Source organism: Streptomyces sp. NPDC050548 (genome assembly GCF_044457385.1).
In the GTDB taxonomy this organism is placed as follows: domain Bacteria; phylum Actinomycetota; class Actinomycetes; order Streptomycetales; family Streptomycetaceae; genus Streptomyces.
In genome coordinates this window covers 258,526-280,622 of sequence record NZ_JBITGV010000005.1, presented here as the reverse complement: position 1 = coordinate 280,622, position 22,097 = coordinate 258,526, and the positions used below count along the sequence as shown (strand labels likewise).

Here is a 22,097-nt window from a genome sequence, read left to right as displayed (position 1 = left end):
TCGGCTCACTCTTACTGATCGTGGTGTTCCGACAGCCCCGGCCAGTCCTCCGGCCCGCCGCCCTGCCACTCGATGAGATCGCTCTCCTCGACCTCGATCCGGTCCAGGTCGGCCAGTCGCAGGATCTCGACGACGTCGTCCAGGTGGGAGGCGAGGCCGAGGGTCTCGTCGCCGGTGGTGACCCGACGGGAGCCGTCCAGGGCCGGGGGGTGGACCACGATGTGCGGAAACTCCGTCGGTGGATGTGTCATGCGTCAAGGCTCCTGCGAGTACGGCGGATCCGCACCCGGAAACGCCGAAGAGCGCCGTCTCCGGCGCTCTGTGTGGTGGCCGTCCGACGGCGCGAGGCTGGGCGCGACAGGACGTTCGCGCCGCCGGACGGGGTCATGGGGAGGGGTATTTCGGGCCGGTGTTTCGGGCCGGTGTTTCGGGCCGGTGTTTCGGCTGGGACCGCGGCGGTCGCGACGGAACCGGGGGCTCCTTCTTCTCAGGTCGAGAAGGAGGCCCCGGAACCTTCACCACCGCACTGGCTCGCACACCGCCGCGGTCCTGGCCCCGCCCGCGCCGTGCCGGCGACCACCCCTCATCCGGGTCGTCCGGCGCACACGGGCCGTCTGTTGGTTTTCTCGGTCCGGCATGATTCCGGGCGGTGCCACCGCCTGGGCGCGACAGGACAGATGTCGGCGACGGCGCCGCCCGGAAGTCTCAGAGTTGCGCGCCGGAGAGGCGCTCGACGGCGCGCAGCAGCGCCGAGTGGTCGAGGCCGCCGTCGCCCTGCGCGCGCAGCGACGCGACGAGTTGGGCCACCACCGCGCCGACCGGCAGGGCCGCCCCGACGTTGCGGGCCGCGTCCGTGACGATGCCCATGTCCTTGTGGTGCAGATCGATCCGGAAGCCCGGCTTGAAGTCGCGGTTGAGGAAGTTGTCCTTCTTCCGCGTCAGCACGGTCGAACCCGCGAGCCCGCCGTTGAGGACATCGAGAGCCGCCGCCAGGTCCACGCCCGACTTCTCCAGGAAGACCACGGCCTCCGCGCACGCCTGGATGTTCACGGCGACGATCAGCTGGTTGGCGGCCTTCACGGTCTGCCCCGAGCCGTGCGGACCGCACAGCACGATGGTCCTGCCGAGCGCGTCGAAGATCGGTCGTGCCTCGTCGAAGTCGGCCCGGTCGCCGCCGACCATGATGGACAGCACGGCCTCGATCGCACCGGCCTCACCGCCCGACACGGGGGCGTCCAGGACCCGAATTCCCTTGTCCGCAGCCGCCTTTGCCAGGTCGACCGAGGTCTGCGGGGTGATCGACGACATGTCGATCAGCAGGGCGCCGGCGCGCGCGTTCTCCAGGATGCCGTCCGGACCGTAGGCGATGGCCTCGACCTGGGGGGACGCGGGCACCATCGTGATCACCACGTCGGCGTCGCGCACGGCCTCGGCGATGGAACCGGCCGCGCTGCCGCCGGCGGTGGCCAGGCGGTCCAACTTGTCCTGTTCCAGGGTGAATCCGGTGACGTCGTAACCGGCCTTGAGGAGGTTCTCGGACATGGGGGAGCCCATGATGCCGAGGCCTATCCAGGCGACCTTGGGGAGCTTGCTCATCGGAAGTGCCTTTCGGTGAAGGTCAGTTGGGCAGCCAGTCGAAGGCCTCGGCGCTCGGGCGGTCGCCGGGCTTGTACTCCAGGCCAACCCAGCCGTCGTAACCGGCCTTCCTCAGCTGGTCGAGGAGGTCTTCGAGGGGGAGCGTGCCGGTGCCGGGGGCGCCGCGGCCCGGGTTGTCCGCGATCTGCACATGGCCGGTCTTCGCCGCGAACTCCTCGATCACCGCGGGGAGTTGCTCGCCGTTCATGGACAGGTGGTAGAGGTCCATGAGGAAGCGCGCGTTGCCGAGGCCGGTCGCGGCGTTCACCTTGTCCACGATCCCCACGGCGGCGGGCGCGCTGACGAGCGGGTACAGCGGCGACTCGGGCCTGTTGAGCGCCTCGATCAGGAGGATCGCGCCGATCCGGTCGGCGGCGTGGGCCGCGAGGGCCAGGTTCTCCAGCGCGAGCGCGTCCTGCTCGGCCGGGTCGACGCCCGCGACGCGGTTGCCGTAGAGCGCGTTGAGCGCGGTGGCACCGAGCGAGCCCGCGAAGTCGGCGGCCACGTCGATGTTCGCGCGGAACCGCTCCGACTCCTCGCCCGGGATCGACAGGGCGCCGCGGTCCGGTCCCGGCAGCTGTCCGGCGTAGAAGTTCAGGCCGGTGAGCTGGACGCCCGCGTCCTCCAACGCCCGCTTGAGAGCGTCGAGTTCGGACTGTGCGGGGGTGGGGGAGTCGACCCAGGGCCACCACAGCTCGACCGCGGTGAAGCCGGCCGCTGCCGCTGCCGCGGGGCGTTCCAGGAGCGGGAGTTCGGTGAAGAGGATCGACAGGTTGACGTTGAAGCGCTGGTCTGCGAATCCCATGGGGGCCGCGCTCCCTTCCGTGTCGAGGTTCTGATTGAATATTCCGTATTGCGGAATATTGTTTCTGCTTAATGGAAGATTGCCGTCGGGTGCCGGAGCTTGTCAAGAGGGCTCGGCGGAAAACGACACCGCGCGTTAGGTTGTGCGCGTGCGATTGCGAGTGGAGTTCACGACAGAGCCCTTCGATCTCGACGAGGCCCCCGCGCATGCGCTGGTCGCCAGGGAGGTCATCGAGGGGGCGGAGCTGGACGCCGTGGACGTCGGGCCGTTCGGCAACACGGCCGAGGGGGGTGCCGACGCGGTGCTCGGCGCCGTCGACGCGCTGCTGCGCAGGACCCTGGAGGCCGGTGCCACCCGGATCTCGCTCCAGCTCAACGTGATCGGCGAGGGCGACCGGTGACCGGCATCGGGGACGAGCCCTTCATCACGGCCGTGAAGCCGCTGGTCGACGCGATGGGCGGCGAGCTGGTCCCGCCCGACCAGGCCGGCCCCGACGACGTCGTGCTCGCCTGGGAGGGCGCCGACGTGGTCGCCGTACGCCTGCCGCAGCTCGCGGACTCGCTGGACCACATCCTGGCCGCCATGGAGCGCAAGAAGGGCAAGCCCCTCGCGGACCTGGACCGCAAGGCCAAGCAGGAGGTCGTACGGATACTGGAGGCGCGCGGCGCCTTCTCGGTACGGCACGGCGTGGAGACCGTCGCGAGCGCCCTCGGGGTCAGCCGGTTCACCGTGTACAACTACCTCAATCGCGAGAAGGAGAGCTGAGCCGCTCCTGCGCTTGTTACCCCGAATTTTCAACAAAGTGTTGACGTGGTGTTGCCGAGGGGCGTTAGCTACTGCCAGCCCGATCAGCACAAGGCCACGGAGGCTCCCGTGACGTCGACATCCACGCCGCCGGGTCTCGCCCGGTTCAACGCCCTGGAGGAGCACGCGGCCCTCGCCGCCCTCCTGGAGGTGTGCGCCTCCACGGCGTGGGCCCGGCGACTGCTCGCCGGTCGTCCGTACGGCGGACCCGAGGACCTCTACGCCGAGAGCGACGCCGCGATGGCCGACCTGACCGCCGAGGACCTCGGCGAGGCGATGGCCGGACACCCGCCGATCGGCCGCCCCAAGCCCGGCGACCCCACCTCCGCCCGCGAACAGCGCGGCATGGCGGGCGCCTCCGAGGCACTCAAGGCGGAGATGCTCGACCTCAACCTGGCGTACCAGGAAAGGTTCGGCCATGTCTTCCTGATCTGCGCCACCGGCCGCACCGGCGAGCAGATGCGCGACGCCGTCAAGGAACGGATCGGCAACTCGCCGGAGCGGGAACGCGAGATCGTCCGCACCGAGTTGGGGAAGATCAACCGCATCCGGCTGGCCAAGCTCGTAGAGGAAGAAACGGCATGAGCAGCAGCACCACCGCCTCGGTGTCCACGCACATCCTGGACACCAGCATCGGCCGCCCGGCCGTCGGTGTCGCCGTCCAACTCGCCGCCCGCAGTGGGCCGTCGGCGGACTGGCAGGCGCTCGGCGGGTCCGCGACCGACGCGGACGGGCGGTGCAAGGACCTTCCGGCGCTGCCGGCGGGCACCACACACGTACGGCTCGACTTCGCCGTCGAGGCGTATTTCCAGCGTTCAGAGAACAAGCAAGCCGATGCGCAGCAGGACGCCCCCGCGAATCGGGACAGCGGTGCGAGCGGAGTGTTCTTCCCGGAGGTGGCGATCACCTTCGCCGTCCAGCCCGGCGAGCACTACCACGTACCGCTGCTGCTCAACCCGTTCGGCTACTCCGTATATCGAGGGAGCTAGCACATGACCACGATCCTGGGCCAGAACCAGTACGGCAAGGCCGAGAACCGAGTCGTCAAGATCACGCGGGACGGCGCCACCCACCACATCAAGGACCTCAACGTCTCCGTGTCGCTGAGCGGCGACATGGACGAGGTCCACTACTCCGGCTCGAACGCCAACGTGCTGCCGACCGACACCACCAAGAACACGGTGTACGCGTTCGCCAAGGAGCACGGCATCGAGTCCGCCGAGCAGTTCGGCATCCACCTCGCCCGGCACTTCGTGACCTCGCAGGAGCCGATCAAGAGGGCGCGCATCCGCATCGAGGAGTACGCCTGGGAGCGTACGACGGGGGGCCACTCCTTCGTCCGCAAGGGCCAGGAGACCCGGCTCACCCAGATCACCTACGACGGCCGGAGCTGGGAAGTCGTCTCCGGGCTCAAGGACTTGACGGTCCTCAACTCGACGGACTCCGAGTTCTGGGGCTACGTCAAGGACAAGTACACGACCCTCCCCGAGGCCTACGACCGCATCCTCGCGACCGAGGTGTCCGCGCGCTGGCGCTTCAACTGGTCCGACGACGCACAGGAGATGCCCGACTGGGAGACCTCCTACGAGCGGACCAAGCAGCACATGCTCGAAGCCTTCGCCGAGACGTACTCGCTCTCGCTCCAGCAGACCCTGTACCAGATGGGTTCGCGGATCATCGACAACCGCGAGGAGATGGACGAAGTCCGCTTCTCGCTCCCCAACAAGCACCATTTCCTTGTGGACCTGGCGCCGTTCGGGCTGAAGAACGACAACGAGGTGTACTTCGCCGCCGACCGCCCCTACGGCCTGATCGAGGCGACCGTTCTCAGGGACGGCCGTGAGGCGAAGATCCCGGCTGACCTCACCAACCTCTGAAGGACCCACCATGGCAGCCGTTGAGCGCATCGTCATCGAGAACTGTTCCATCGCCACCGTCGACGCCCAGGACACCGAGTACGCCACCGGTCATCTCGTCATCGCCGGCAACCGCATCGAGTCGCTCGGCGCGGGCAAGGCGCCCGAGGGGCTCACGGATGTGGTCCGGCGCATCGACGCAGGCGGTCACCTGGTGACCCCCGGCCTGGTCAACACCCACCACCACTTCTACCAGTGGATCACCCGGGGTCTGGCCACCGACCACAACCTCTTCAACTGGCTCGTCGCGCTGTACCCGACCTGGGCGCGCATCGACGAGCCGATGGTCCGCGCCGCCGCGCAGGGCTCCCTCGCGATGCTGGCGCGCGGCGGTGTGACCACCGCGCTGGACCACCACTACGTCTTCCCGAAGGGTTCCGGCGACCTCTCCGGCGCCATCATCGGCGCCGCCCGCGAGATGGGCGTCCGCTTCACACTGGCCCGCGGCTCCATGGACCGCAGCGAGAAGGACGGCGGGCTGCCGCCGGACTTCGCCGTGGAGACCCTGGAGGGCGCCCTCGCCGCGACCGAGGCGACGGTACGGGAGCACCACGACGCCTCCTTCGACGCGCTGACCCAGGTCGCCGTCGCGCCCTGCTCACCGTTCTCCGTCTCCACCGAACTCATGCGTGAGGGCGCCGAGTTGGGCCGCCGGCTCGGCGTACGGCTGCACACGCACGGCTCGGAGACGGTCGAGGAGGAGCAGTTCTGCAAGGAACTGTTCGGCATGGGCCCGACCGACTACTTCGAGTCCACCGGCTGGCTCGGCGAGGACGTATGGATGGCGCACTGCGTCCACATGAACGACTCCGACATCGCCGCCTTCGCCCGCACCAAGACCGGTGTCGCCCACTGTCCCTCGTCCAACGCCCGGCTCGCGGCCGGTATCGCCCGCGTCCCCGACATGCTCGCCGCCGGCGTCCCGGTCGGCCTCGGCGTCGACGGCACCGCCTCGAACGAGTCCGGCGAACTCCACACCGAACTGCGCAACGCCCTCCTCATCAACCGCCTCGGCGCCCACCGCGAGGCCGCCCTCAACGCCCGTCAGGCGCTGCGCCTCGGAACCTACGGCGGCGCCCAAGTCCTGGGCCGCGCAAGCGAGATCGGCTCCCTGGAGCCCGGCAAGCTGGCCGACCTGGTGCTGTGGAACCTGGACACCCTCGCCCACGCCTCGATCGCCGACCCGGTGACCGCGCTGGTCTTCGGCGCGGCGGCCCCGGTCACCGCGTCGTTCGTGAACGGCCGTCAGATCGTCGAGAACAACCGCCTGTTGCACGTCGACGAGGACGCCATCGCCCGCGCGACACGGGAAGAGGCCCGGCGGCTGGCGCGGATCGCCGCACAGGGCTGAGCAGTTGGCGGCTCGGCCGGTAGGCGGGTGTCGTCGCCCCGCCGCTGATCCGGTCGGCCGATCCAAGATCTCCGGTTGAGGGGGACGGCCCTCATCCGGTGGCCGTGGCCGGGGCGTGCATCCGCGCGCCCCGGAACGGCCTTACCCATCCCTTTTGTTGGGTTCCGTCCTCCGGTCCCGCACGACCGCGCACCACCTCCACTAAACCCACGTCAGAGCCGACGTGTTAGCTGACCCGGAGGAACCGCAGTGACCGCTCACCCCGTCGACGAGAAACTCCCCGCACTCAAGATGGCCACCACGGGCCTGCAGCACGTGGCCGCCATGTACGCGGGTGTCGTCGCCCCGCCGCTGATCGTCGGGGCGGCCGTCGGCCTCTCCGGCACCGAACTGACCTTCCTCACCGGCGCCTGCCTCTTCACCGCGGGTCTCGCCACCTTCCTCCAGACCCTCGGGATCTGGAGGATCGGCGCGCGGCTGCCCTTCGTCAACGGCGTCACCTTCGCCGGGGTCGCCCCGATGACCGCGATCGCCGCCTCCACCAAGGACAAGTCCGACGCGCTGCCCGTGATCTTCGGCGCGGTGATCGTCGCCGGTCTGCTCGGGTTCCTCGCCGCCCCCTTCTTCAGCAGGGCGGTCCGATTCTTCCCGCCGGTCGTCACCGGCACCGTGATCACCCTCATAGGCGTGTCCCTGCTGCCGGTCGCCTTCGGCTGGGCGCAGGGGCCCAACCCCTCGGCGCACGACTACGGTTCGACGACCAACCTGGGACTCGCGGCGGCGACCCTCGTCATCGTGCTCGTCCTGCGCCGCTTCACCCGGGGCTTCGTCAGGCAAGTGGCCGTCCTGCTCGGCCTGTTGATCGGCACGCTCCTCGCGATCCCCTTCGGCGCGACGGACTTCGGCCCGGTCACCGACGCCGACGTGATCGGCTTCCCCACCCCCTTCCACTTCGGCGCACCGCAGTTCCAGCTCGCCGCGATCGTCTCGATGTGCGTCGTGATGGTGGTCTCGATGACCGAATCCACCGCGGACATGCTGGCGTTGGGCGAGATCGTCGAACGCCCGGCGGACGAGGCGACCATCGCGGCGGGCCTGCGCGCCGACACCCTCGGCTCGGCGATCAGCCCCCTCTTCAACGGCTTCATGTGTAGCGCCTTCGCCCAGAACATCGGCCTGGTCGCCATGACCCGCATCCGCAGCCGCTACGTCGTCGCCACGGGCGGCGGCTTCCTGGTGCTGATGGGCCTGTGCCCGATGGCCGCGTCGCTCATCGCCGTCGTACCGCGCCCGGTGCTGGGCGGCGCGGGCGTCGTCCTGTTCGGCTCGGTCGCCGCGAGCGGCATCCAGACCCTCGTCAAGGCCGGCCTGGAGAAGGGCGACAACGTTCTGATAGTGGCGGTCTCGCTGGCCGTCGGCATCATCCCGATCACGGCACCGGACTTCTACCACGCGTTCCCGGGAACCGTCAGGATCGTCCTCGACTCGGGCATCTCCACCGGCTGTGTGGCGGCGGTGGCCCTGAACCTGGTCTTCAACCACCTCGGCCGGCGACAGCAGACACAGGAGCCACCCCGCACCGGCCGGCTCCTCCCGTACGGCGTCGGCGAGTCACTGTGAACTCCCCTGCCACGCCATGAGGTTGGCGAGCAGTTCGGCCTGTTCGATCGCGTCGTCGAGGGCGTGATGCGTGTGCCGCCGCCGGGACAGCAGCTCGCGCGGCATCGTGCCCTTGGCGACGGCACGCAGCGGCAGCCGGGCCTTCGCCGCGTACAGCGTCTTCATGTCGAGGCAGCCGGAGTGCCCGAAGGGGCTCGCGCCGGTGAAGCGGATCAGATACCAGTACAGGAACATCCAGTCGTACGATGCCGGGTAGCCGCACATCACCGGCTGGGCGCCCACGGCGACTTCACGCACCCAGGCGCTGAACTCGGCCAGCGCGACGCCCGGTTCCGCACCCTCGCGCCCGAGGCGCTCCCGGTCGAGCCCGCTCACCGCCAGCGCCTCCGGCACGAACTCCTCGCCGATCGGCCGCAGTTCACGGTAGAAGGTCAGCTTCTCCGGGTCCGCCGCGGTGAACCCCTCGGCGTCCTGCGCCCCGGCGACGGCCGCGCCGAGGCTCAGCATGGAGTACGGGCCCGGGATCGGACCGTCGGCTTCGATGTCGACGGAGATGTACAGGCTGGGCTTGACGCGTCGTGCGGCCATGGGCGGGAGCATCGCAGGTGGTCGGGGTGGCCCGCACCCGAATTCAGCCGCCCCGGACCGCCCGGCAGGGCATGGCCTCGGGGAGCCGGCCCGTGAAGTACGACCGGGGCGGGACACCCATCAGGGCGCGGAAGTCGGACGTCATGTGGGACTGGTCGTAGTAGCCGGTGACGGCGGCGAGTTCGGCCCAGGAGAGTTCGGTGGCGTGGGCCACCACGGCGCGCACCCGGTTGATGCGGGCGTAGTGCTTGGGGGAGAGGCCGACCCCCTCGGTGAAGAGGTTGCGCAACTGCCGCTCGCTGACCGCGAGTTCGCGGGCGACCGCGGGAACCGGGCCGGGGAGGTGGCCGGTGCGGATCGACATCGCGTCGACACCGGCCCGGACGAGTTCGGCGCGCGCGGAGTCCGCGACGGCGGAGAGTCGCGCGGGGATGACCTCCGTGAGCCTCGCGACTGCCGCTTCCGGCTCCAACCCGCGCAGCTCCACGGCCAGTTGGCGGGCGGCCCGGCCGGGCAGCTCGCCCAGGGGCATGGCCCGGCCGACGAGATCGACGGCCGGAACGCCCAGCAACGGCCGTGTCGTGCCCGGCGTCAGCCGCAACTCCGCGCAGGACACCAGGTGTTTGGCCGCGTGGTAGGTGGCCCGGACGCGCGGCCCGACGACGAGGACGCTGCGGCGGCCGTTCCCCTCGACGCGGACCACCAACTTCGTCGCCGCGTCCGGGAGATGGACGAAAGGCTCCACCGGGAAGCGGTTCACGGTCAGGTCGGCGATGCGCGAGACCCAGGGGCGCAGCTCGTCCGGCAGGGGCAACTCCCGTTCGGACACGTCGGCGTTCGTCACCCCTCCACGGTAAGCGCGACACCGGCCCGCACCGGGCTCCCGAACGTGCCGGAATCTCCTAGAACCGAAGGCCCCTCTCCGCCCACCGTGGTGGCCATGATCCTAGTGACCGGTGCCACGGGCACCATCGGCAGCGAGGTCGTACGACAGCTCGTGGCGCGCGGCGAGAAGGTGCGCGCCCTGACCCGGGACCCCGAGAAGGCCCGGATTCCCTCGGGGGTCGAGACGGTACGGGGTCTTCCCGCCGACCGGGCCTCCGTGGACGCCGCGCTGACCGGCGCCGAAGTCGCCTTCCTGGTGGGCGTGTTCGGACCGGACGACGCGGAGCACGACCGGGGCCTGGTCGAGGCGGCACGGGCGGCGGGTGTGCGCCGGATCGTGAAGCTCTCCGGCATCGGCACCGGCGACCCCGCCGTCGGACCGGTCGGCGGCTGGCACGTGGCCGGTGAACAGGCCGTGCGGGACAGCGGGTTGGAGTGGACGATCCTGCGCCCCTCCGCCTTCGCCTCGAACACGCTCGGCTGGGCAGCCTCCGTGCGAGCGGGCACCCCGCTGCCGAACACGAGCGGGGCCGGCGGCCAGGGCGTGGTCGACCCGTGTGACGTGGCCGAGGTGGCGGTGGCCGCGCTGCTCGACGCGGGCCACTCGGGGCGGACACACACACTGACCGGACCCGAGGTGCTGAGCGTGCCGGACCAGGCCGCCGTACTGGCCGAGGTCCTGGGTCGTCCCGTGGAGGTGCGTGACCTGTCCTCGGCCGAGGCGCGAAAGTATCTGCTCGGTCTCGGCTACAACGACACGTTCGTCGACGCCTCCGAGATCAGCCGGGAGTTCGTCCGCAACGGCGGCAACGAAGTCGTCACCGAGGAGGTGCGGGAGGTCCTGGGCCGCCCGGCGCGCACATACCGGGAGTGGGCCCAGGACCACAGGGCGGCGTTCGGGAAGGAGTCCGGGGAGGGGTGACCCGAGCCGCTGCGGGGGCGTCAGTCGCGCCGCCCCCGCAGCACCCCCGCCGCCAGGACCAGCGCTCCCGCCGCGATCAACGCCGCGACCCGGAAGGCGAGTTGGTATCCCGCCGCGGTCGCCGGGATCAACTCCGCGCCCCCGGAGACCAGTTCGTCGGTCCGGCCCGCCGCCAGTGTCGACAGCACCGCGAGCCCCAGTGAACCGCCCACCACCTGCGTGGTGTTGAAGAGCCCGGAGGCCAGTCCCGCGTCCTCCTCCCGCGCCCCCGACATGGCGAGCCCGGTCAGCGCGGGCATCGCGGCGGCGAACCCGGTGGCCAGCAGGAGCAGCGGCGGCAGGACGTCGGCGACGTACGAACCGTCGGCGGGGGCGCGGCTCAGCAGGGCCATGCCCCCGACGATCAGAACCAGCCCGGCCAGCAGCACCCGGTACGCACCGAAGCGGCCGATGGTCCGTGCCGAGAGGCCCAGCATCAGTGCGCCGACCGCGATCGGTGCCGGAAGGAACGCCGTACCGGTGAGCAACTCGCTGAAGCCCAGAACGCGTTGGACGTACAGCGCGCCGATGAACTGGAAGCCGAACATCGTGCCGATCATCAGGATCTGCACGGCGTTCGCCCCGGTCAGCAGTCGGGAGCGGAACAGCCGCAGGCGCAGCAGCGGGCGGGCGGCCCTGGCCTGGCGGACGGTGAACGCCACGAAGAGCGCCAGGGCGAGGGCGGCCAGCAGCAGGGTGGCGGTGAGGGAGCGGGCGCCGGTGCCGACGATGACGTACACCGTGAGCATCAGCGCGCCGGTGACCAGCGCGGCGCCCGGGTAGTCGGCACCCCTGCCGAGCCCGGCGCCCTGCTCCGGGGCCGGCACGCGGACGGCGGCGAACCAGGCCGCGATCCCGATCGGCAGGTTGATGAGGAAGATCCAGTGCCAGTTCAGGGCCTGGGTCAGCGCCCCGCCGAGGAAGGTGCCGAGGGCTCCGCCGCCGGCGCCGACCGCGCTGAACACCGCGATGGCGCGGGCCAGTTCACGCGGCTCGGGGAAGAGCGCGAAGAGCATCCCGAGGACGACCGCCGAGGCCATCGCCCCGCCGACGCCCTGCACCGCCCGGGCCGCGATCAGCATCCCCTGGCTGGTCGCGACCCCGCACAGCACGGAGGCCGCGGTGAACACGGCGAGCCCCGTCGTGAACATCCGCTTGCGGCCCACCAGATCGCCCAGTCGGCCGACGAGGAGCAGCAGTCCGCCGAACGGGATCATGTAGGCGTTCACGACCCAGGCGAGCCCCGGCCCCGAGAACCCGAGGTCGCGCTGGATCGCCGGCATGGCGACCGTGACGATGTTGCCGTCCAGGATCGTCATCAGCGTCCCCGCGCACAGGACGACGAGGGACGCCCAGCGGGAGTACGTTCGTTCCAGCGCGCGTGGCTGTGACTCGGACAGGGTCGACATGGCTCGTGGCCTCCATCGTTCTCCGTTGCACCCATAGGTGCACGACTTGTAACGGGGAACATCGTGAGGAACCATGGAGGTCGGCAAAAGGAGGCACTTCGATGTCCCAGGGGAACACCGGTGTTACCGTCCAGGTCGTGAACGCGCACGCCTGCCCGGTGCGCGAAGTTCTTGACAGGGTGGCCGGCAAATGGAGCGTGCAGATCCTGGTCGCGGCGGCCCACGGCCCCGTCCGCTTCACCGAGTTGGAGCGCAGCATCGAGGGCATCAGCCGCCGCATGCTGACCCTGACGCTGCGCAACCTGGAGCGCGACGGACTCGTGACCCGCACCGTCTTCCCGACCGTGCCGCCCAAGGTCGAGTACCAACTCACTCCGGTGGCCCAGGAGTTGCACGAGACACTGCAACGACTGACGGACTGGGCGGAGCGCAACCGCGTCCACATCGCCGAGTCACGCGCGGCCTACGACGCCGAGCACCAGCCGGAGTAGCCCCGGCTCAGAGCCCGAACAGACCCGGATCGGTCGTCAACTGCTTGAAGTACTCCCGGGGTTGGGCGGCCAGTCGGCGTTCCTTGAGGTCCAGCAGCCCGCCGACCGACGCGACCTCGGCGGAGACCGTGCCGTCGGTCTTCGTGATCGTCTGCGTGACCCGGAACGTCTTCCCCTCACCCCACTCGAAGACACAGCTCACCTCGACGTCATCGCCCGCGCGCAGCTCCCGCAGATAGCGGATGGTCGTCTCCAGCACGACCGGCGCGATCCCCTCGGCGAGCAACTCGGCCTGACCCACCCCCGCGGCCTGCAACAGCGCCCAGCGGGCATGCTCCGCGTACTGCAGATACACGCTCTGATTGAGGTGCCCCAGGCTGTCGGTCTCGTATCCGCGGACGGTCACCGGGACGGAAAACGGCTCGCTCACTGCGTTCCCTTCTCGTACTGACGGACGATCTGCCCCACCGATCTTGGCATGCCCCTCAGCTTCTTCGCGGTGAAGCCAGCAGGTAACTCGCCCCCGTACGCGGCTCGTTGTGCTCGCTCACCTGCCAGCCCGCCCGCTCCAGCGTCTCCGCGCAGGCGCGCAGCGCCGCCCCGTCCGGTTCGCGCACGGCGACGGCCTCGGGCTGCGGGGTCGCCCGTACCCGGTAGCCCTCCGTGTCGTCCCGCCCGGAGGGCCGGTGCCCGGCCGCCTCCAGGGCCAGCGCCGCGGCCTGCACCAGATGGGTGCGCTCCCAGCCGCACGGCCGGTCCACGGAGCCGTCCCGGTTGGTCATCCGGCGCAGCTCCACCAGCCCCTGCCACGCGCTGTGCACCTCACGGGTGCGGGCCGGACCGGTGTCCGCCGCGTCCTCGCCGCCGATCCGCGCGGCGAACACCCCGGCGGTCGCGGGCGCCTCCACGACGGGCTCGGCGATCTCCGGGACGGACTCCCGTATGCGATGCCCCGCCGGGGTCAGGAAGTGGTCGTGCGGCGGACGCGGATGCCGGAACGCGAGCCCTCGCTTCACCAGCGCGGCGAGCTGCGCCTCCGTACCCCGCAGCCGCCCGCTGACGGGGTCGGCGGCGTCGATGACACGCCGCTGCGCGGCGGTCGGCGGTCGTGTCACGGCGTGCTCCTCCCCGCCGCGTCGACGGGTGTCCGCGGCTCATTCGAAGGCTACGACGGCGGTCTGACATTCCAGGCGGCGATCACCGGCCGCCCGTGCTCCGTGCCCAGCCGGCACAGCGTCCCGGTCGCCAGCTGGAACAGCGCCCCCTCCGACGGCGGCAGCCCGAGCCGCCGCGCGGTGAGCACCCGCAGGAAATGGCCGTGCGCCACCAGCACCACCACGCCCTCGGTGTTGGCGAGCGCCGCGTCGACCTCGGCCAGCACACGGTCGGCGCGCTGCCCCACCTGCTCCGGGCTCTCCCCAGGATGATCCGGCGGCCCGGGCGCGACCCCGTCGGTGAACAGGAACCAGTCCGGCCGGGTGCGCTGGATCTCGACGGTCGTGATCCCCTCGTAGCCGCCGTAGTCCCACTCCCGCAGATCAGGGTCGATCCGTACGTCCGTCAGACCGATCAGCTCGGCGGTCTCCCGCGCCCGCTGCAAGGGGCTGACGAACGCGGCGCCGACCCGGTGCGAGCGGATCAGCGGCACCAGGCCGCGCGACTCCGCCCGCCCTTTCTCGGTCAGCGGGACATCGGTCCAGCCGGTGTGCCGCCCCGACCGGGACCATTCGGTCTCTCCATGCCGTACCAGGAAAAGATCGCCCATACCTCACAGGCTATGGGTCCACCGCTCCAACGTCGCGAAATCGCTCTCCCGTAGACCACGGCGCGGGTCCACCTTGAGGAGGAGCGCCGAGCCGTCGTGGTGCTCCTCGACATGCCGTACGTCCAGGTCGGTGATCAGGTCGTCGACCCAGGCGAAAGGGCGGCCGGCCGCCCAGGTCACGATCTGACGGGTCTTCCAGTAGAGGCCGTCCGGGTCCTTGGTGAACAGTTGGGTGAACTCGATCACCGGCAGGTCGCCGGGGAGCCCGACAGCCGGCGCGATCAGCTCGTTGGCCTGGTGCTTCCAGGTGGTGGCCCAGGTGGGCTCGTACGGCAGCGCCAGTATGCGCTCGCCGTGCCCCGGGTGCAGGCGTACCCGCAGCCCACGTCGTAGTCGCCGGGAGCCCGGCGGTTGCCGGGCCGACCAGTTCGTCGGCCACAGCCGGTGGGTGACATAGCCGCGGTGACGCAGGAACCGGGCACCGTACGGGTTGAGGGGGCCGTCGACGTCGAGGAGGAGCAGGGGGCGGTCCATCATGCGGAGGGGCTACCCGGGGCGGGGCGAGATCACTGGCGATACCCGCCGAGGAACCGCCCGATCCGGCCGATCGCCGCCTCCAGGTCGTCCGCGTGCGGCAGCGTGAGGATGCGGAAGTGGTCGGGGGTGGGCCAGTTGAAGCCGGTGCCCTGGACCACCTGGATCTTCTCCCTCAGCAGCAGGTCCAGGACGAACTTCTCGTCGTCGTGGATCTTGTGCACCTTGGGGTCGAGGCGGGGGAACGCGTACAGCGCGCCCTTCGGCTTCACGCACGACACCCCGGGGATCTCGTTGAGCTTCTCCCACACCACGTCGCGCTGTTCGTACAGCCGCCCGCCGGGGACGGTCAGGTCGCGGATGGACTGACGGCCGCCCAGCGCGGCCTGGATGGCGTACTGCGCGGGCGCGTTGGGGCACAGCCGCATGGAGGCCAGCATCGTCAGGCCCTCCAGGTAGTTCTTCGCGTGCTGCTTCGGGCCCGTCACCACCAGCCAGCCCGAGCGGAAGCCGGCCACCCGGTACGTCTTCGACAGCCCGCAGAAGGTGAGGACGACCAGGTCGGGGGCGAGCGCGGCGGCCGAGTGGTGCACGGCGTCGTCGTAGAGGATCTGGTCGTAGATCTCGTCCGCGAAGACCATCAGGCCGTGCCGGCGGGCGAGGTCGAGGATGCCCTCGACGATCTCCTTGGGATAGACCGCGCCGGTGGGGTTGTTCGGGTTGATGATGACGACGGCCTTGGTGCGGTCGGTGATCTTCGCCGCCATGTCGTCCAGGTCGGGGTACCAGTCGGCCTGTTCGTCGCAGAGATAGTGGACCGCCTTGCCGCCGGAGAGGGTCGTGACCGCCGTCCAGAGCGGGAAGTCCGGGGCGGGGATGAGGATTTCGTCGCCGTCCTCCAGGAGCGCCTGGACGGCCATGGAGACCAGTTCGGAGACGCCGTTGCCGAGGAACACGTCGTCTACGTCGACTTCGAGACCCAGGGTCTGGTAGCGCTGGGCGACCGCGCGGCGGGCGGAGAGGATGCCCCGAGAGTCCGTGTAGCCGTGCGCCTGGGGGAGCATTCGGATCATGTCCTGGAGGATCTCCTCGGGCGCCTCGAAGCCGAAGAGCGCGGGGTTGCCGGTGTTCAGACGCAGGACGCTGTGGCCCGCCTCCTCCAGTGCGTTGGCGTGCTCGATCACCGGACCGCGGATCTCGTAACAGACCTCACTGAGCTTGCTCGACTGCCGGAACTCCATTGCGCCCTCGCCCCATCGGCTTCGTGTGTTGCTTGGTTTTACCAAGTGTGAGCTTGGAAAGTCCAACAACATGTCTAGACTGCGTCGCATGTCACCTCGCCGAAGCTACGACCAGTACTGTTCCGCGGCCCGGGCCCTCGATCTCGTCGGCGACCGCTGGACCCTGCTGATCGTCCGCGAACTCCTCGCAGGACCGCGCCGTTACACGGACCTGCACGCCGATCTGCCGGGTGTCAGCACGGACGTACTCGCCTCACGGCTGAAGGACATGGAGCGGGACGGGCTCACCACCCGACGGCGGCTGCCGCCGCCCGGTGCCGCCTTCGTCTACGAACTCACCGGACGCGGGCGGGAGTTGCTCCCCGTGCTGCAGGCCCTCGGCACCTGGGGCGCGCCCGAACTGGGGGAGCGGCGGCCCACCGACGCGGTGCGCGCCCACTGGTTCGCGCTGCCGCTGCTGCGGGCGCTGGAGGGCGAGGGGCTGGTCGAAGTCCGGCTGGAGGAGGGGGAGTTCCACGTGTGGGTGGGGGTGGCCGGGGAGGGCGAGGTCTACGGCGAAGGGCCCGCGACTCGGGACCCCGACGCCCGGCTCGTGCTCGGCGTCGACACCTGTACGGCCGTCGCGCAAGGGGAGTTGAGCCTCGCCGACGCGGTGCGCGCCGGACGCGTCGAGGTGAGCGGCGACGGCACGCTCGCGAAGGCCCTGCGGGAGGCCTGAAAGAGCCTCGGAACGGCAGAAGGCCCGCCAGGGGCGGGCCTTCTGATGAGACGTCACATGCCCGGCGGCGGTACCCGCCGAGGCCGTCCCGACCCCCGCGTCAGCGCATACCCGCCGATCCCCGCGAGCGCGGCCAGCACACCGCCGATGCCCGTCCACACCCAGCGGTCGGACCACCAGCCCGACGACCAGCCGCCGTCGGGCTCGATGCTCGACAGCGCCGCCGACGTGGTCGACGAACTGTCCTCGTCCGACGACGACTTGACCGCGATCCCCGGCGTCAGCGGCTGGGCCAGCGAGCCGTCCACCGCCGCCGAACCGCCGATGTCCTTGGAGTCCACCCGCAGTTCGGTGCTCACCGGCTGACCCAGGTCCGAGGACTGGAGGTCCACGACCGTCAGCCGGACGTAATAGGTGCCGGGCAACGGGTCGTTGGCCCACTGCTCCGACCAGGCACGGACCGTACGCAGCGTGCACGCCAGGTCCAGGGAGCCGGTGCCCTGTGCGGCGGTGCGCGTCGCGGCCCCGTACTGGCAGGCCTGGCGGCGCCGCAGGCCGTCGTAGACATCGAGCTGCCAGGTCTCGCCCGCGTGCGTGTCCGGGAGCTTCACCGTGGCCTTCACGGTGGGGCGTTGACCGGCGTCCGCGGCGAACGACCAGTACAGGTAGTCACCCGTGGAGCCGCTCGCTGTGCCTGTTTGCCCCTGGTCGAGTTCCGTGGCCGTACGGAAGGAGGTGCCGGCCTGGGTCGGGGCCGAACTGCCGTCGGAGGAGGCGGAGGCGCTCGCGGACGGTGAGGAGTCCGCCGCCGCAGGGCCCGCCGCCAGCCCCGCCATCAGCAGGGCCGTGCTCAACACACGTGTGATCCGCATCAGTTGGTCCTCCAGACCGCGAGACGCCAGCGCGACAGCCAGCCCCAGAGCAGACCCGCGACGAAGCCGGTCAGCACGAGGGCGCCGAGCAGCCACCAGCCGCGGCCGAGGCCGAAGGAGGCCACGTCGCTCGAACTGCTGGGCGCGTCCACGACGTCGACGGTCAGTTCCAGGGGCAGACCGGGCGTGGTCTTCACGCCGGAGGCCGCCGAGAAGGAGTTGGTGACCTGGAGACACACGGTCTCGGCCGGGGCGTTGTCGTCGTCGCTCTCGGCCTTCGGGTAGCGCAGCCCGGTGGAGATGACGTCCGTACGGCCGTTGCCCGTGCCCTCGCCGCGCACGATCTCACGGCCGTGCACGGTGACCGCCCGCAGCAACACCCCGTAGTCCGGGTTGACTTCACGGTCGGCGCCCACGCTCACCGAAGCGCGCAGCTCCTGGCCCGGGTCGACGTCCACGCGGTAGAAGCGCTGCTTGCCGAACTCCTCGCGGTCCGTGTACAGACCGGACTTGAGGGTCGGGGCGCTGGAACACTGTGCCGTCCCCTCGGTGGCGACCGGAGTCACCACGGGATCGGCGGCCCGGTCGACCAACTGACCGACCCGGTCGGAGAGTTCCTCCTTGTGCTGCACGGACGTGTACGTGCCGCCGGTCGCGTCCGCGATGCAGCTGAGCTGGTCGCGGGTCTTGGCGTCCGGCACCAGACCCAGGGTGTCGATGGTCAGGCCGATGCCCTTGGCCGCGATCTCGCGGGCCACCTCGCACGGGTCCAGCGGCTGGCAGGTGTCCTCGCCGTCGCTGATCAGGACGATACGGCGGGTGCCGTCACCGCCGTCCAGGTCGTCCGCCGCCTTCAGCAGCGCGGGCCCGATCGGCGTCCAGCCGGTGGGCTGGAGCGTCGCCACCGCGGCCTTGGCCTCGGTGCGGTCCAGGGTGCCCACCGGGTAGAGCTGCGCGGTGTCCTTGCAGCCCGTCTTGCGGTCGTTGCCGTGGTAGTTGGCGCCCAAGGTGCGGATGCCGAGCTGCACTTCCTCGGGTGTCGCGTCGAGCACCTCGTTGAACGCCTGCTTCGCCGCTGCCATCCGGGAGCCGCCGTCCATGTCCTTGGCGCTCATGGAACCGCTGACGTCCAGCACGAGTTCGACCTTGGGGGAGGCCGTGGAGTCCGTCTCGTCGGCGACCGCTCCGGCCGGGAAGGCGACCCCGGCCGAGAGGGTGGCGAGCAGGGCACAGATCCCCGCCGCCAGCCGTTGTCTTGTGATCATCGCCGGATCCTATTGATCAGATGGACCGGGCTCCAAAACGAGCGGGTTGGGCAGCCCCGTCCACTGGTCCCCGGGCAGCTCCGGTGACAGCCGCATCAGCGTCAATGCCTTGGTCGGCAGCGGCTGTTGGAGGAGCGCGAGGAGGTCGGGCGTCCGCTCCAGCTTCGGTACGACACTCGCCAGCGCCGCCCTGAGCGCCGTACCGGAACCGGCCGTGCCCGCGAGCGCGCCCGCCACCAGCGAGCCGAACAGCTTGCGGCGCAGGGTCGTTTCGTCGTCGGTGACGATCCGTCCGCTCAGCTCCGGGACCGGAATCCCGTGCCGGGCAAGGCGCTTGGGGCTCACCCGGATGTCGGCGAGATCGCGGTAGACCAGGCGGATCGGGGCACCCGTCCGTGACAGCACCACCAGCAGGTTCTGACCATGTGCCTCAAGGGCCACACCGGACTCCAGCAGACGCAGACCGACGACGAGGGCGAGACGGGTGAACTCGGCCAGCCAGGCGGGCGATCGGGGCAGGCCGGTGGTCGCGAGGGCGGCCACCGGCAGCACCCGCTCGCCCGCCTCCGTGTCCGCGTACGTCTGCGGCGACTCCCGCAACACGGCCGCCAGGTCAGGGGAGTTGGCGGTTGCCGCACCCAGCGTGCGGGTGACGTGCAACAGGCCGTCCGAGCGCGCCGCCAGGGTCTCCCCGAACGCCGACAAGGCCGCCGACAGACCGATCGAGTAGACCGAGATGTCCCGCACCGAGGACGTCAACCGGGCGCTCAGCGCCGTCTTGACGTGCGTACCGCCCGCCAGCGCCAGGGTGCGCAGCGACATCAGCGGATGCGCGTCCACGGGATCGTCCCCGGCGCGCTTGAGCACATGGGCCGCCTGCCACGGGTGCACCGGGATCAACAGCCTTCCCGCGTCCCGCAGTTCGTCCGGCCACGCGCCGGTCAGCAGACACTCCTCCGCCCGCACCGGCACCGACCCCAGCGCCACCACCGGCCGGTGCTCGGGCCCGTACGCGAGCTGCTCGGCCACCGAGAACCCGGGCCGGGAACGGCAGTTGGGGTGGAACGGATGCCCGTCCACGATCCGCTGCTCCCACTCCCAGTCGTGCTCCGGCCACTCCTCCGGGTGCGCGGGCCGGTTGGCCCGGGACAGCGCCAACGAGGCGACGCTGTGCCCGAGTTCGGCCGCGAACGCCGACCCGTGCGGCACGGTGAGGTCGGTCATCAGGCGCGCCGGATCGGCGTAGGCGCGGCCGTCGAGGTGCACGACGGTGACATACGCGTCGGTCGCGTACGGATCGGCGGGCGGGCCGTGCAGCGTCCGGCCCCCGGAGAGCCGTAGGACCGGGCCCGGGGACCGGCCGGTGATCCACGGCAGTGGCTCATGGGCGAGTGCCCGCCACAGCCGGGTGAGCACCGCCGCGCGGGCGCCGGGCAGCTCGGCCGCGTACCGTTGCAGGAGGTCGGGCCGTACGGCGGCGAGTTCCTCGGCGACCTCGGCCTCGGGATGCGGGGGACAGTCCACGGTCGACTCCTCGGGTGCGGACGGGGCGTCAGGGTCGGTGACGACGAGAGACATACTGATCGCGATCGCAGGACACGGACTTAGGGAACGAATGGATCGCGTCGACTTCACACCTCCGGGCGCCGACACGGCGGAGCGTGCCGACGCGTACGCGGCGGCGCCCCTGCTCAACTGTCTGCTCCGGGAGGTGGCCCGGCCGCTCCCGGATCCCGGGGAGCGACGGGTGTACCGGCTGCCGGGGAGCGGCCGGCTGCTGCGGGTGCGCGGCGAGCGGCGGCCCGCCGAGCCCGAGGTGTACGCGGACGGCGACTGGCACCGCGTGGGCCACGCCGAACTCGTGAAACTCGTAGCCGAGGAACTGGCGCGGCACACCGGGGTGTCCAACCACGAACTGCCCGCCGAGATGACGGACAGCCGTGACGCGGTCGCCGCGCTGCTCGCCGCGCGCGAGCGGGCGACGGCGCCCGCCGACCCGTATCTCCGCTCCGAACAGTCCTTGATCACCGGCCATCCCTACCATCCCGCACCCAAGGCCCGCGGCGGCGGCCCCGTCACGGGCTGGCTGCCCTACGCCCCGGAGGCGTACGCCCGCTTCCCGCTGGTGCTGCTCGGACTGCGCGAGGACGCGGTCGTGGAGGAGGGCGACGTATCCGCCCTGGACGCGCTCGGCGAGGCCCCGCCCGGCTACCGGCTGCTGCCCGCCCACCCCTGGCAGCTCGACCTCGTCGGCGACGCGCTGGCGGACGCCTTCGCCGACGGCCGCCTGATCCGGCTCGGCACGACCGCGACCGAGGCCTGGCCGACGGCCGCGATCCGCACGGTGTACGAGCCCGTCGACGACCTGTTCCTCAAGTTCAGCCTGGACGTACGCATCACCAACGACGTGCGCCGGCTGTGGCGCCACGACCTGCTGAAACTCCGGCGCACCGACACGGCCGTCCTGGACACCTTCGCGGCGACGGCCGGTCCGGCCGGCTGGCTGAGCGACCGCGGCTACCGCACCGCCGACTTCGCCTTCGAGGAACTCGCCGTCCTGGTCCGCGACGGCCTGCGCGACCACCTCCTGCCCGGCACCACCCCACTGCTCGCCGCGGCGCTGGTGGAGGGCTTCGACGGCAACCCGCTCGACGGTACGACCGACCCGGCGGCCTGGTGGAAGGCGTATCTGCGGCAGGTCGTACCGCCCGCGCTGGGTGCCTTCGCGGACCACGGCGTCGTACTCGAAGCGCATCTGCAGAACACGGTGGTCGCCGTCGACGGCGACGGAACGCCCGTGCAGGCGCTGTACCGGGACGCGGAGGGCGTGAAGCTGCTGTCGGACGTGGACCGGGCCGCCGGGTGGGAGCGGCTGGTGTACTGCCTGGTCGTCAACCACCTCGTGGAGGTGGCCGGAGTCCTCGCCGAGCGCCACCCGAAGCTGGACCCCTGGCCCGCAGTCCGCGCCGAACTGGCCCGCCGCGACGACCTTCCCGAGGTCGCCGTGCTCCTCGCCTCGCCCACTCTGCCCGGCAAGACCAATCTGCTGCTGCGCTGGACCGGCGCGGACGGCGCCGACGCGCGCTATCTGCCGGTGCCCAATCCGCTGGCGGAGTGAGCGGGGACGCCGTCGGACCAACTCCGCCGCCGGCCGTGACCGGTTCGGTCGAGGCGCTGCTCGGTGCCCGTGAGCGATTCCGTCCGGCTTCGGACACCTCTTCGTTCCGCATCCTCAGG

General features: G+C 70.9%; 25 protein-coding genes. 11 read left to right on the top strand and 14 right to left on the bottom strand.

Features of this window, described 5'->3' with window-relative positions; all coding sequences use genetic code 11:
* Positions 1-11 precede the first annotated feature (11 nt).
* The 3 genes from ACIBJH_RS16920 to ACIBJH_RS16910 form a co-directional block, all read right to left on the bottom strand.
* Positions 12-251: a hypothetical protein gene (locus tag ACIBJH_RS16920; protein WP_399117616.1), complete on the bottom strand. Its 240-nt coding sequence runs from the start codon at positions 249-251 to the stop codon at positions 12-14.
* Positions 252-705: 454 nt separating this feature from the next.
* Positions 706-1,596 (bottom strand): 2-hydroxy-3-oxopropionate reductase, encoded by an 891-nt coding sequence (locus tag ACIBJH_RS16915; protein ID WP_399117615.1) that lies wholly within the window; start codon positions 1,594-1,596, stop codon positions 706-708.
* Between the two features lie 22 nt (positions 1,597-1,618).
* Positions 1,619-2,440, bottom strand: a complete 822-nt coding sequence (locus ACIBJH_RS16910; RefSeq protein WP_399117614.1) for a TIM barrel protein — start codon at positions 2,438-2,440, stop codon at positions 1,619-1,621.
* 148 nt (positions 2,441-2,588) lie between these two features.
* On the opposite strand from ACIBJH_RS16910, the gene ACIBJH_RS16905 reads away from it, so the two are divergent.
* From ACIBJH_RS16905 to ACIBJH_RS16875, 7 genes are all read left to right on the top strand, one after another.
* Positions 2,589-2,840 carry a hypothetical protein gene (locus ACIBJH_RS16905; protein ID WP_359613237.1) on the top strand — a complete coding sequence of 84 codons (252 nt, stop codon included), beginning with the start codon at positions 2,589-2,591 and terminating at the stop codon, positions 2,838-2,840.
* Positions 2,837-3,205, top strand: a complete 369-nt coding sequence (locus ACIBJH_RS16900; protein ID WP_399117613.1) for a helix-turn-helix domain-containing protein — start codon at positions 2,837-2,839, stop codon at positions 3,203-3,205. Before ACIBJH_RS16905 ends, ACIBJH_RS16900 begins: the two co-directional genes overlap by 4 nt.
* Positions 3,206-3,313: 108 nt before the next feature.
* Positions 3,314-3,829, top strand: a complete 516-nt coding sequence (gene uraD, locus ACIBJH_RS16895; RefSeq protein ID WP_399117612.1) for a 2-oxo-4-hydroxy-4-carboxy-5-ureidoimidazoline decarboxylase — start codon at positions 3,314-3,316, stop codon at positions 3,827-3,829.
* Positions 3,826-4,233, top strand: coding sequence for a hydroxyisourate hydrolase (gene uraH / locus ACIBJH_RS16890; RefSeq protein ID WP_399117611.1), 408 nt, complete (start codon positions 3,826-3,828; stop codon positions 4,231-4,233). Before uraD ends, uraH begins: the two co-directional genes overlap by 4 nt.
* Positions 4,234-4,236: 3 nt before the next feature.
* Positions 4,237-5,121 carry a factor-independent urate hydroxylase gene (gene pucL, locus ACIBJH_RS16885; RefSeq protein ID WP_399117610.1) on the top strand — a complete coding sequence of 295 codons (885 nt, stop codon included), beginning with the start codon at positions 4,237-4,239 and terminating at the stop codon, positions 5,119-5,121.
* A 10-nt stretch (positions 5,122-5,131) separates the two neighbouring features.
* Complete coding sequence (locus ACIBJH_RS16880; protein ID WP_399117609.1) at positions 5,132-6,511, top strand: 8-oxoguanine deaminase; 1,380 nt, start codon at positions 5,132-5,134, stop codon at positions 6,509-6,511.
* Between the two features lie 249 nt (positions 6,512-6,760).
* The gene (locus ACIBJH_RS16875) at positions 6,761-8,131 is read left to right on the top strand and encodes a nucleobase:cation symporter-2 family protein (protein ID WP_399117608.1); all 1,371 of its coding nucleotides are present in this window, start codon (positions 6,761-6,763) and stop codon (positions 8,129-8,131) included.
* Here ACIBJH_RS16875 and ACIBJH_RS16870 read toward each other — a convergent pair.
* Together ACIBJH_RS16870 and ACIBJH_RS16865 are read right to left on the bottom strand one after the other, a co-directional pair.
* Positions 8,123-8,719 carry an exonuclease gene (locus ACIBJH_RS16870; protein ID WP_399117607.1) on the bottom strand — a complete coding sequence of 199 codons (597 nt, stop codon included), beginning with the start codon at positions 8,717-8,719 and terminating at the stop codon, positions 8,123-8,125. The genes ACIBJH_RS16875 and ACIBJH_RS16870 overlap by 9 nt on opposite strands.
* Before the next feature lie 43 nt (positions 8,720-8,762).
* The gene (locus ACIBJH_RS16865; protein ID WP_399117606.1) at positions 8,763-9,563 is read right to left on the bottom strand and encodes a helix-turn-helix domain-containing protein; all 801 of its coding nucleotides are present in this window, start codon (positions 9,561-9,563) and stop codon (positions 8,763-8,765) included.
* A 96-nt stretch (positions 9,564-9,659) separates the two neighbouring features.
* Between ACIBJH_RS16865 and ACIBJH_RS16860 the strand changes: the two genes are divergently transcribed.
* Positions 9,660-10,526 carry an NAD(P)H-binding protein gene (locus ACIBJH_RS16860; protein ID WP_399117605.1) on the top strand — a complete coding sequence of 289 codons (867 nt, stop codon included), beginning with the start codon at positions 9,660-9,662 and terminating at the stop codon, positions 10,524-10,526.
* Between the two features lie 20 nt (positions 10,527-10,546).
* Here ACIBJH_RS16860 and ACIBJH_RS16855 read toward each other — a convergent pair whose 3' ends face one another.
* The gene (locus ACIBJH_RS16855; RefSeq protein WP_399117604.1) at positions 10,547-11,974 is read right to left on the bottom strand and encodes an MFS transporter; all 1,428 of its coding nucleotides are present in this window, start codon (positions 11,972-11,974) and stop codon (positions 10,547-10,549) included.
* A gap of 101 nt (positions 11,975-12,075) precedes the next feature.
* On the opposite strand from ACIBJH_RS16855, the gene ACIBJH_RS16850 reads away from it, so the two are divergent.
* Entirely contained in the window at positions 12,076-12,465 is a 390-nt protein-coding gene (locus ACIBJH_RS16850) for a winged helix-turn-helix transcriptional regulator (protein ID WP_399117603.1), read from the top strand.
* A gap of 7 nt (positions 12,466-12,472) precedes the next feature.
* On the opposite strand, the gene ACIBJH_RS16845 is transcribed toward ACIBJH_RS16850, so the two are convergent.
* The 5 genes from ACIBJH_RS16845 to ACIBJH_RS16825 are packed head-to-tail and all read right to left on the bottom strand — an operon-like array spanning position 12,473 to position 16,005.
* Positions 12,473-12,895 carry an acyl-CoA thioesterase gene (locus tag ACIBJH_RS16845; RefSeq protein WP_399117602.1) on the bottom strand — a complete coding sequence of 141 codons (423 nt, stop codon included), beginning with the start codon at positions 12,893-12,895 and terminating at the stop codon, positions 12,473-12,475.
* A gap of 55 nt (positions 12,896-12,950) precedes the next feature.
* Entirely contained in the window at positions 12,951-13,580 is a 630-nt protein-coding gene (locus ACIBJH_RS16840; RefSeq protein WP_399117601.1) for a hypothetical protein, read from the bottom strand.
* A 50-nt stretch (positions 13,581-13,630) separates the two neighbouring features.
* The gene (locus ACIBJH_RS16835; protein WP_399117600.1) at positions 13,631-14,230 is read right to left on the bottom strand and encodes a histidine phosphatase family protein; all 600 of its coding nucleotides are present in this window, start codon (positions 14,228-14,230) and stop codon (positions 13,631-13,633) included.
* Between the two features lie 3 nt (positions 14,231-14,233).
* Complete coding sequence (locus tag ACIBJH_RS16830; RefSeq protein ID WP_399117599.1) at positions 14,234-14,767, bottom strand: HAD domain-containing protein; 534 nt, start codon at positions 14,765-14,767, stop codon at positions 14,234-14,236.
* 29 nt (positions 14,768-14,796) lie between these two features.
* A complete protein-coding gene (locus tag ACIBJH_RS16825) occupies positions 14,797-16,005 on the bottom strand; it encodes a pyridoxal phosphate-dependent aminotransferase (RefSeq protein ID WP_399117598.1) in 1,209 nt (402 codons plus the stop codon).
* Between the two features lie 88 nt (positions 16,006-16,093).
* Between ACIBJH_RS16825 and ACIBJH_RS16820 the strand changes: the two genes are divergently transcribed.
* Positions 16,094-16,723 (top strand): winged helix-turn-helix transcriptional regulator, encoded by a 630-nt coding sequence (locus ACIBJH_RS16820; protein ID WP_399117597.1) that lies wholly within the window; start codon positions 16,094-16,096, stop codon positions 16,721-16,723.
* A gap of 53 nt (positions 16,724-16,776) precedes the next feature.
* Here the strand turns inward: ACIBJH_RS16820 and ACIBJH_RS16815 are convergent, their stop codons facing one another.
* Genes ACIBJH_RS16815 through ACIBJH_RS16805 form a run of 3 tightly spaced genes read right to left on the bottom strand, consistent with a single transcriptional unit; the run spans position 16,777 to position 20,438 of the window.
* The gene (locus ACIBJH_RS16815; protein WP_399117596.1) at positions 16,777-17,595 is read right to left on the bottom strand and encodes a hypothetical protein; all 819 of its coding nucleotides are present in this window, start codon (positions 17,593-17,595) and stop codon (positions 16,777-16,779) included.
* Positions 17,595-18,860 (bottom strand): VWA domain-containing protein, encoded by a 1,266-nt coding sequence (locus ACIBJH_RS16810; protein ID WP_399117594.1) that lies wholly within the window; start codon positions 18,858-18,860, stop codon positions 17,595-17,597. The genes ACIBJH_RS16815 and ACIBJH_RS16810 overlap by 1 nt, the downstream gene beginning before the upstream one ends.
* A gap of 9 nt (positions 18,861-18,869) precedes the next feature.
* Positions 18,870-20,438, bottom strand: a complete 1,569-nt coding sequence (locus ACIBJH_RS16805) for an IucA/IucC family protein (protein ID WP_399117593.1) — start codon at positions 20,436-20,438, stop codon at positions 18,870-18,872.
* 37 nt (positions 20,439-20,475) lie between these two features.
* Here ACIBJH_RS16805 and ACIBJH_RS16800 point away from each other — a divergent pair, with 37 nt between their 5' ends.
* On the top strand, positions 20,476-21,978 hold the full coding sequence (locus tag ACIBJH_RS16800; protein WP_399117592.1) for an IucA/IucC family protein: 1,503 nt from the start codon (positions 20,476-20,478) through the stop codon (positions 21,976-21,978).
* The last annotated feature ends 119 nt before the right edge of the window (positions 21,979-22,097 follow it).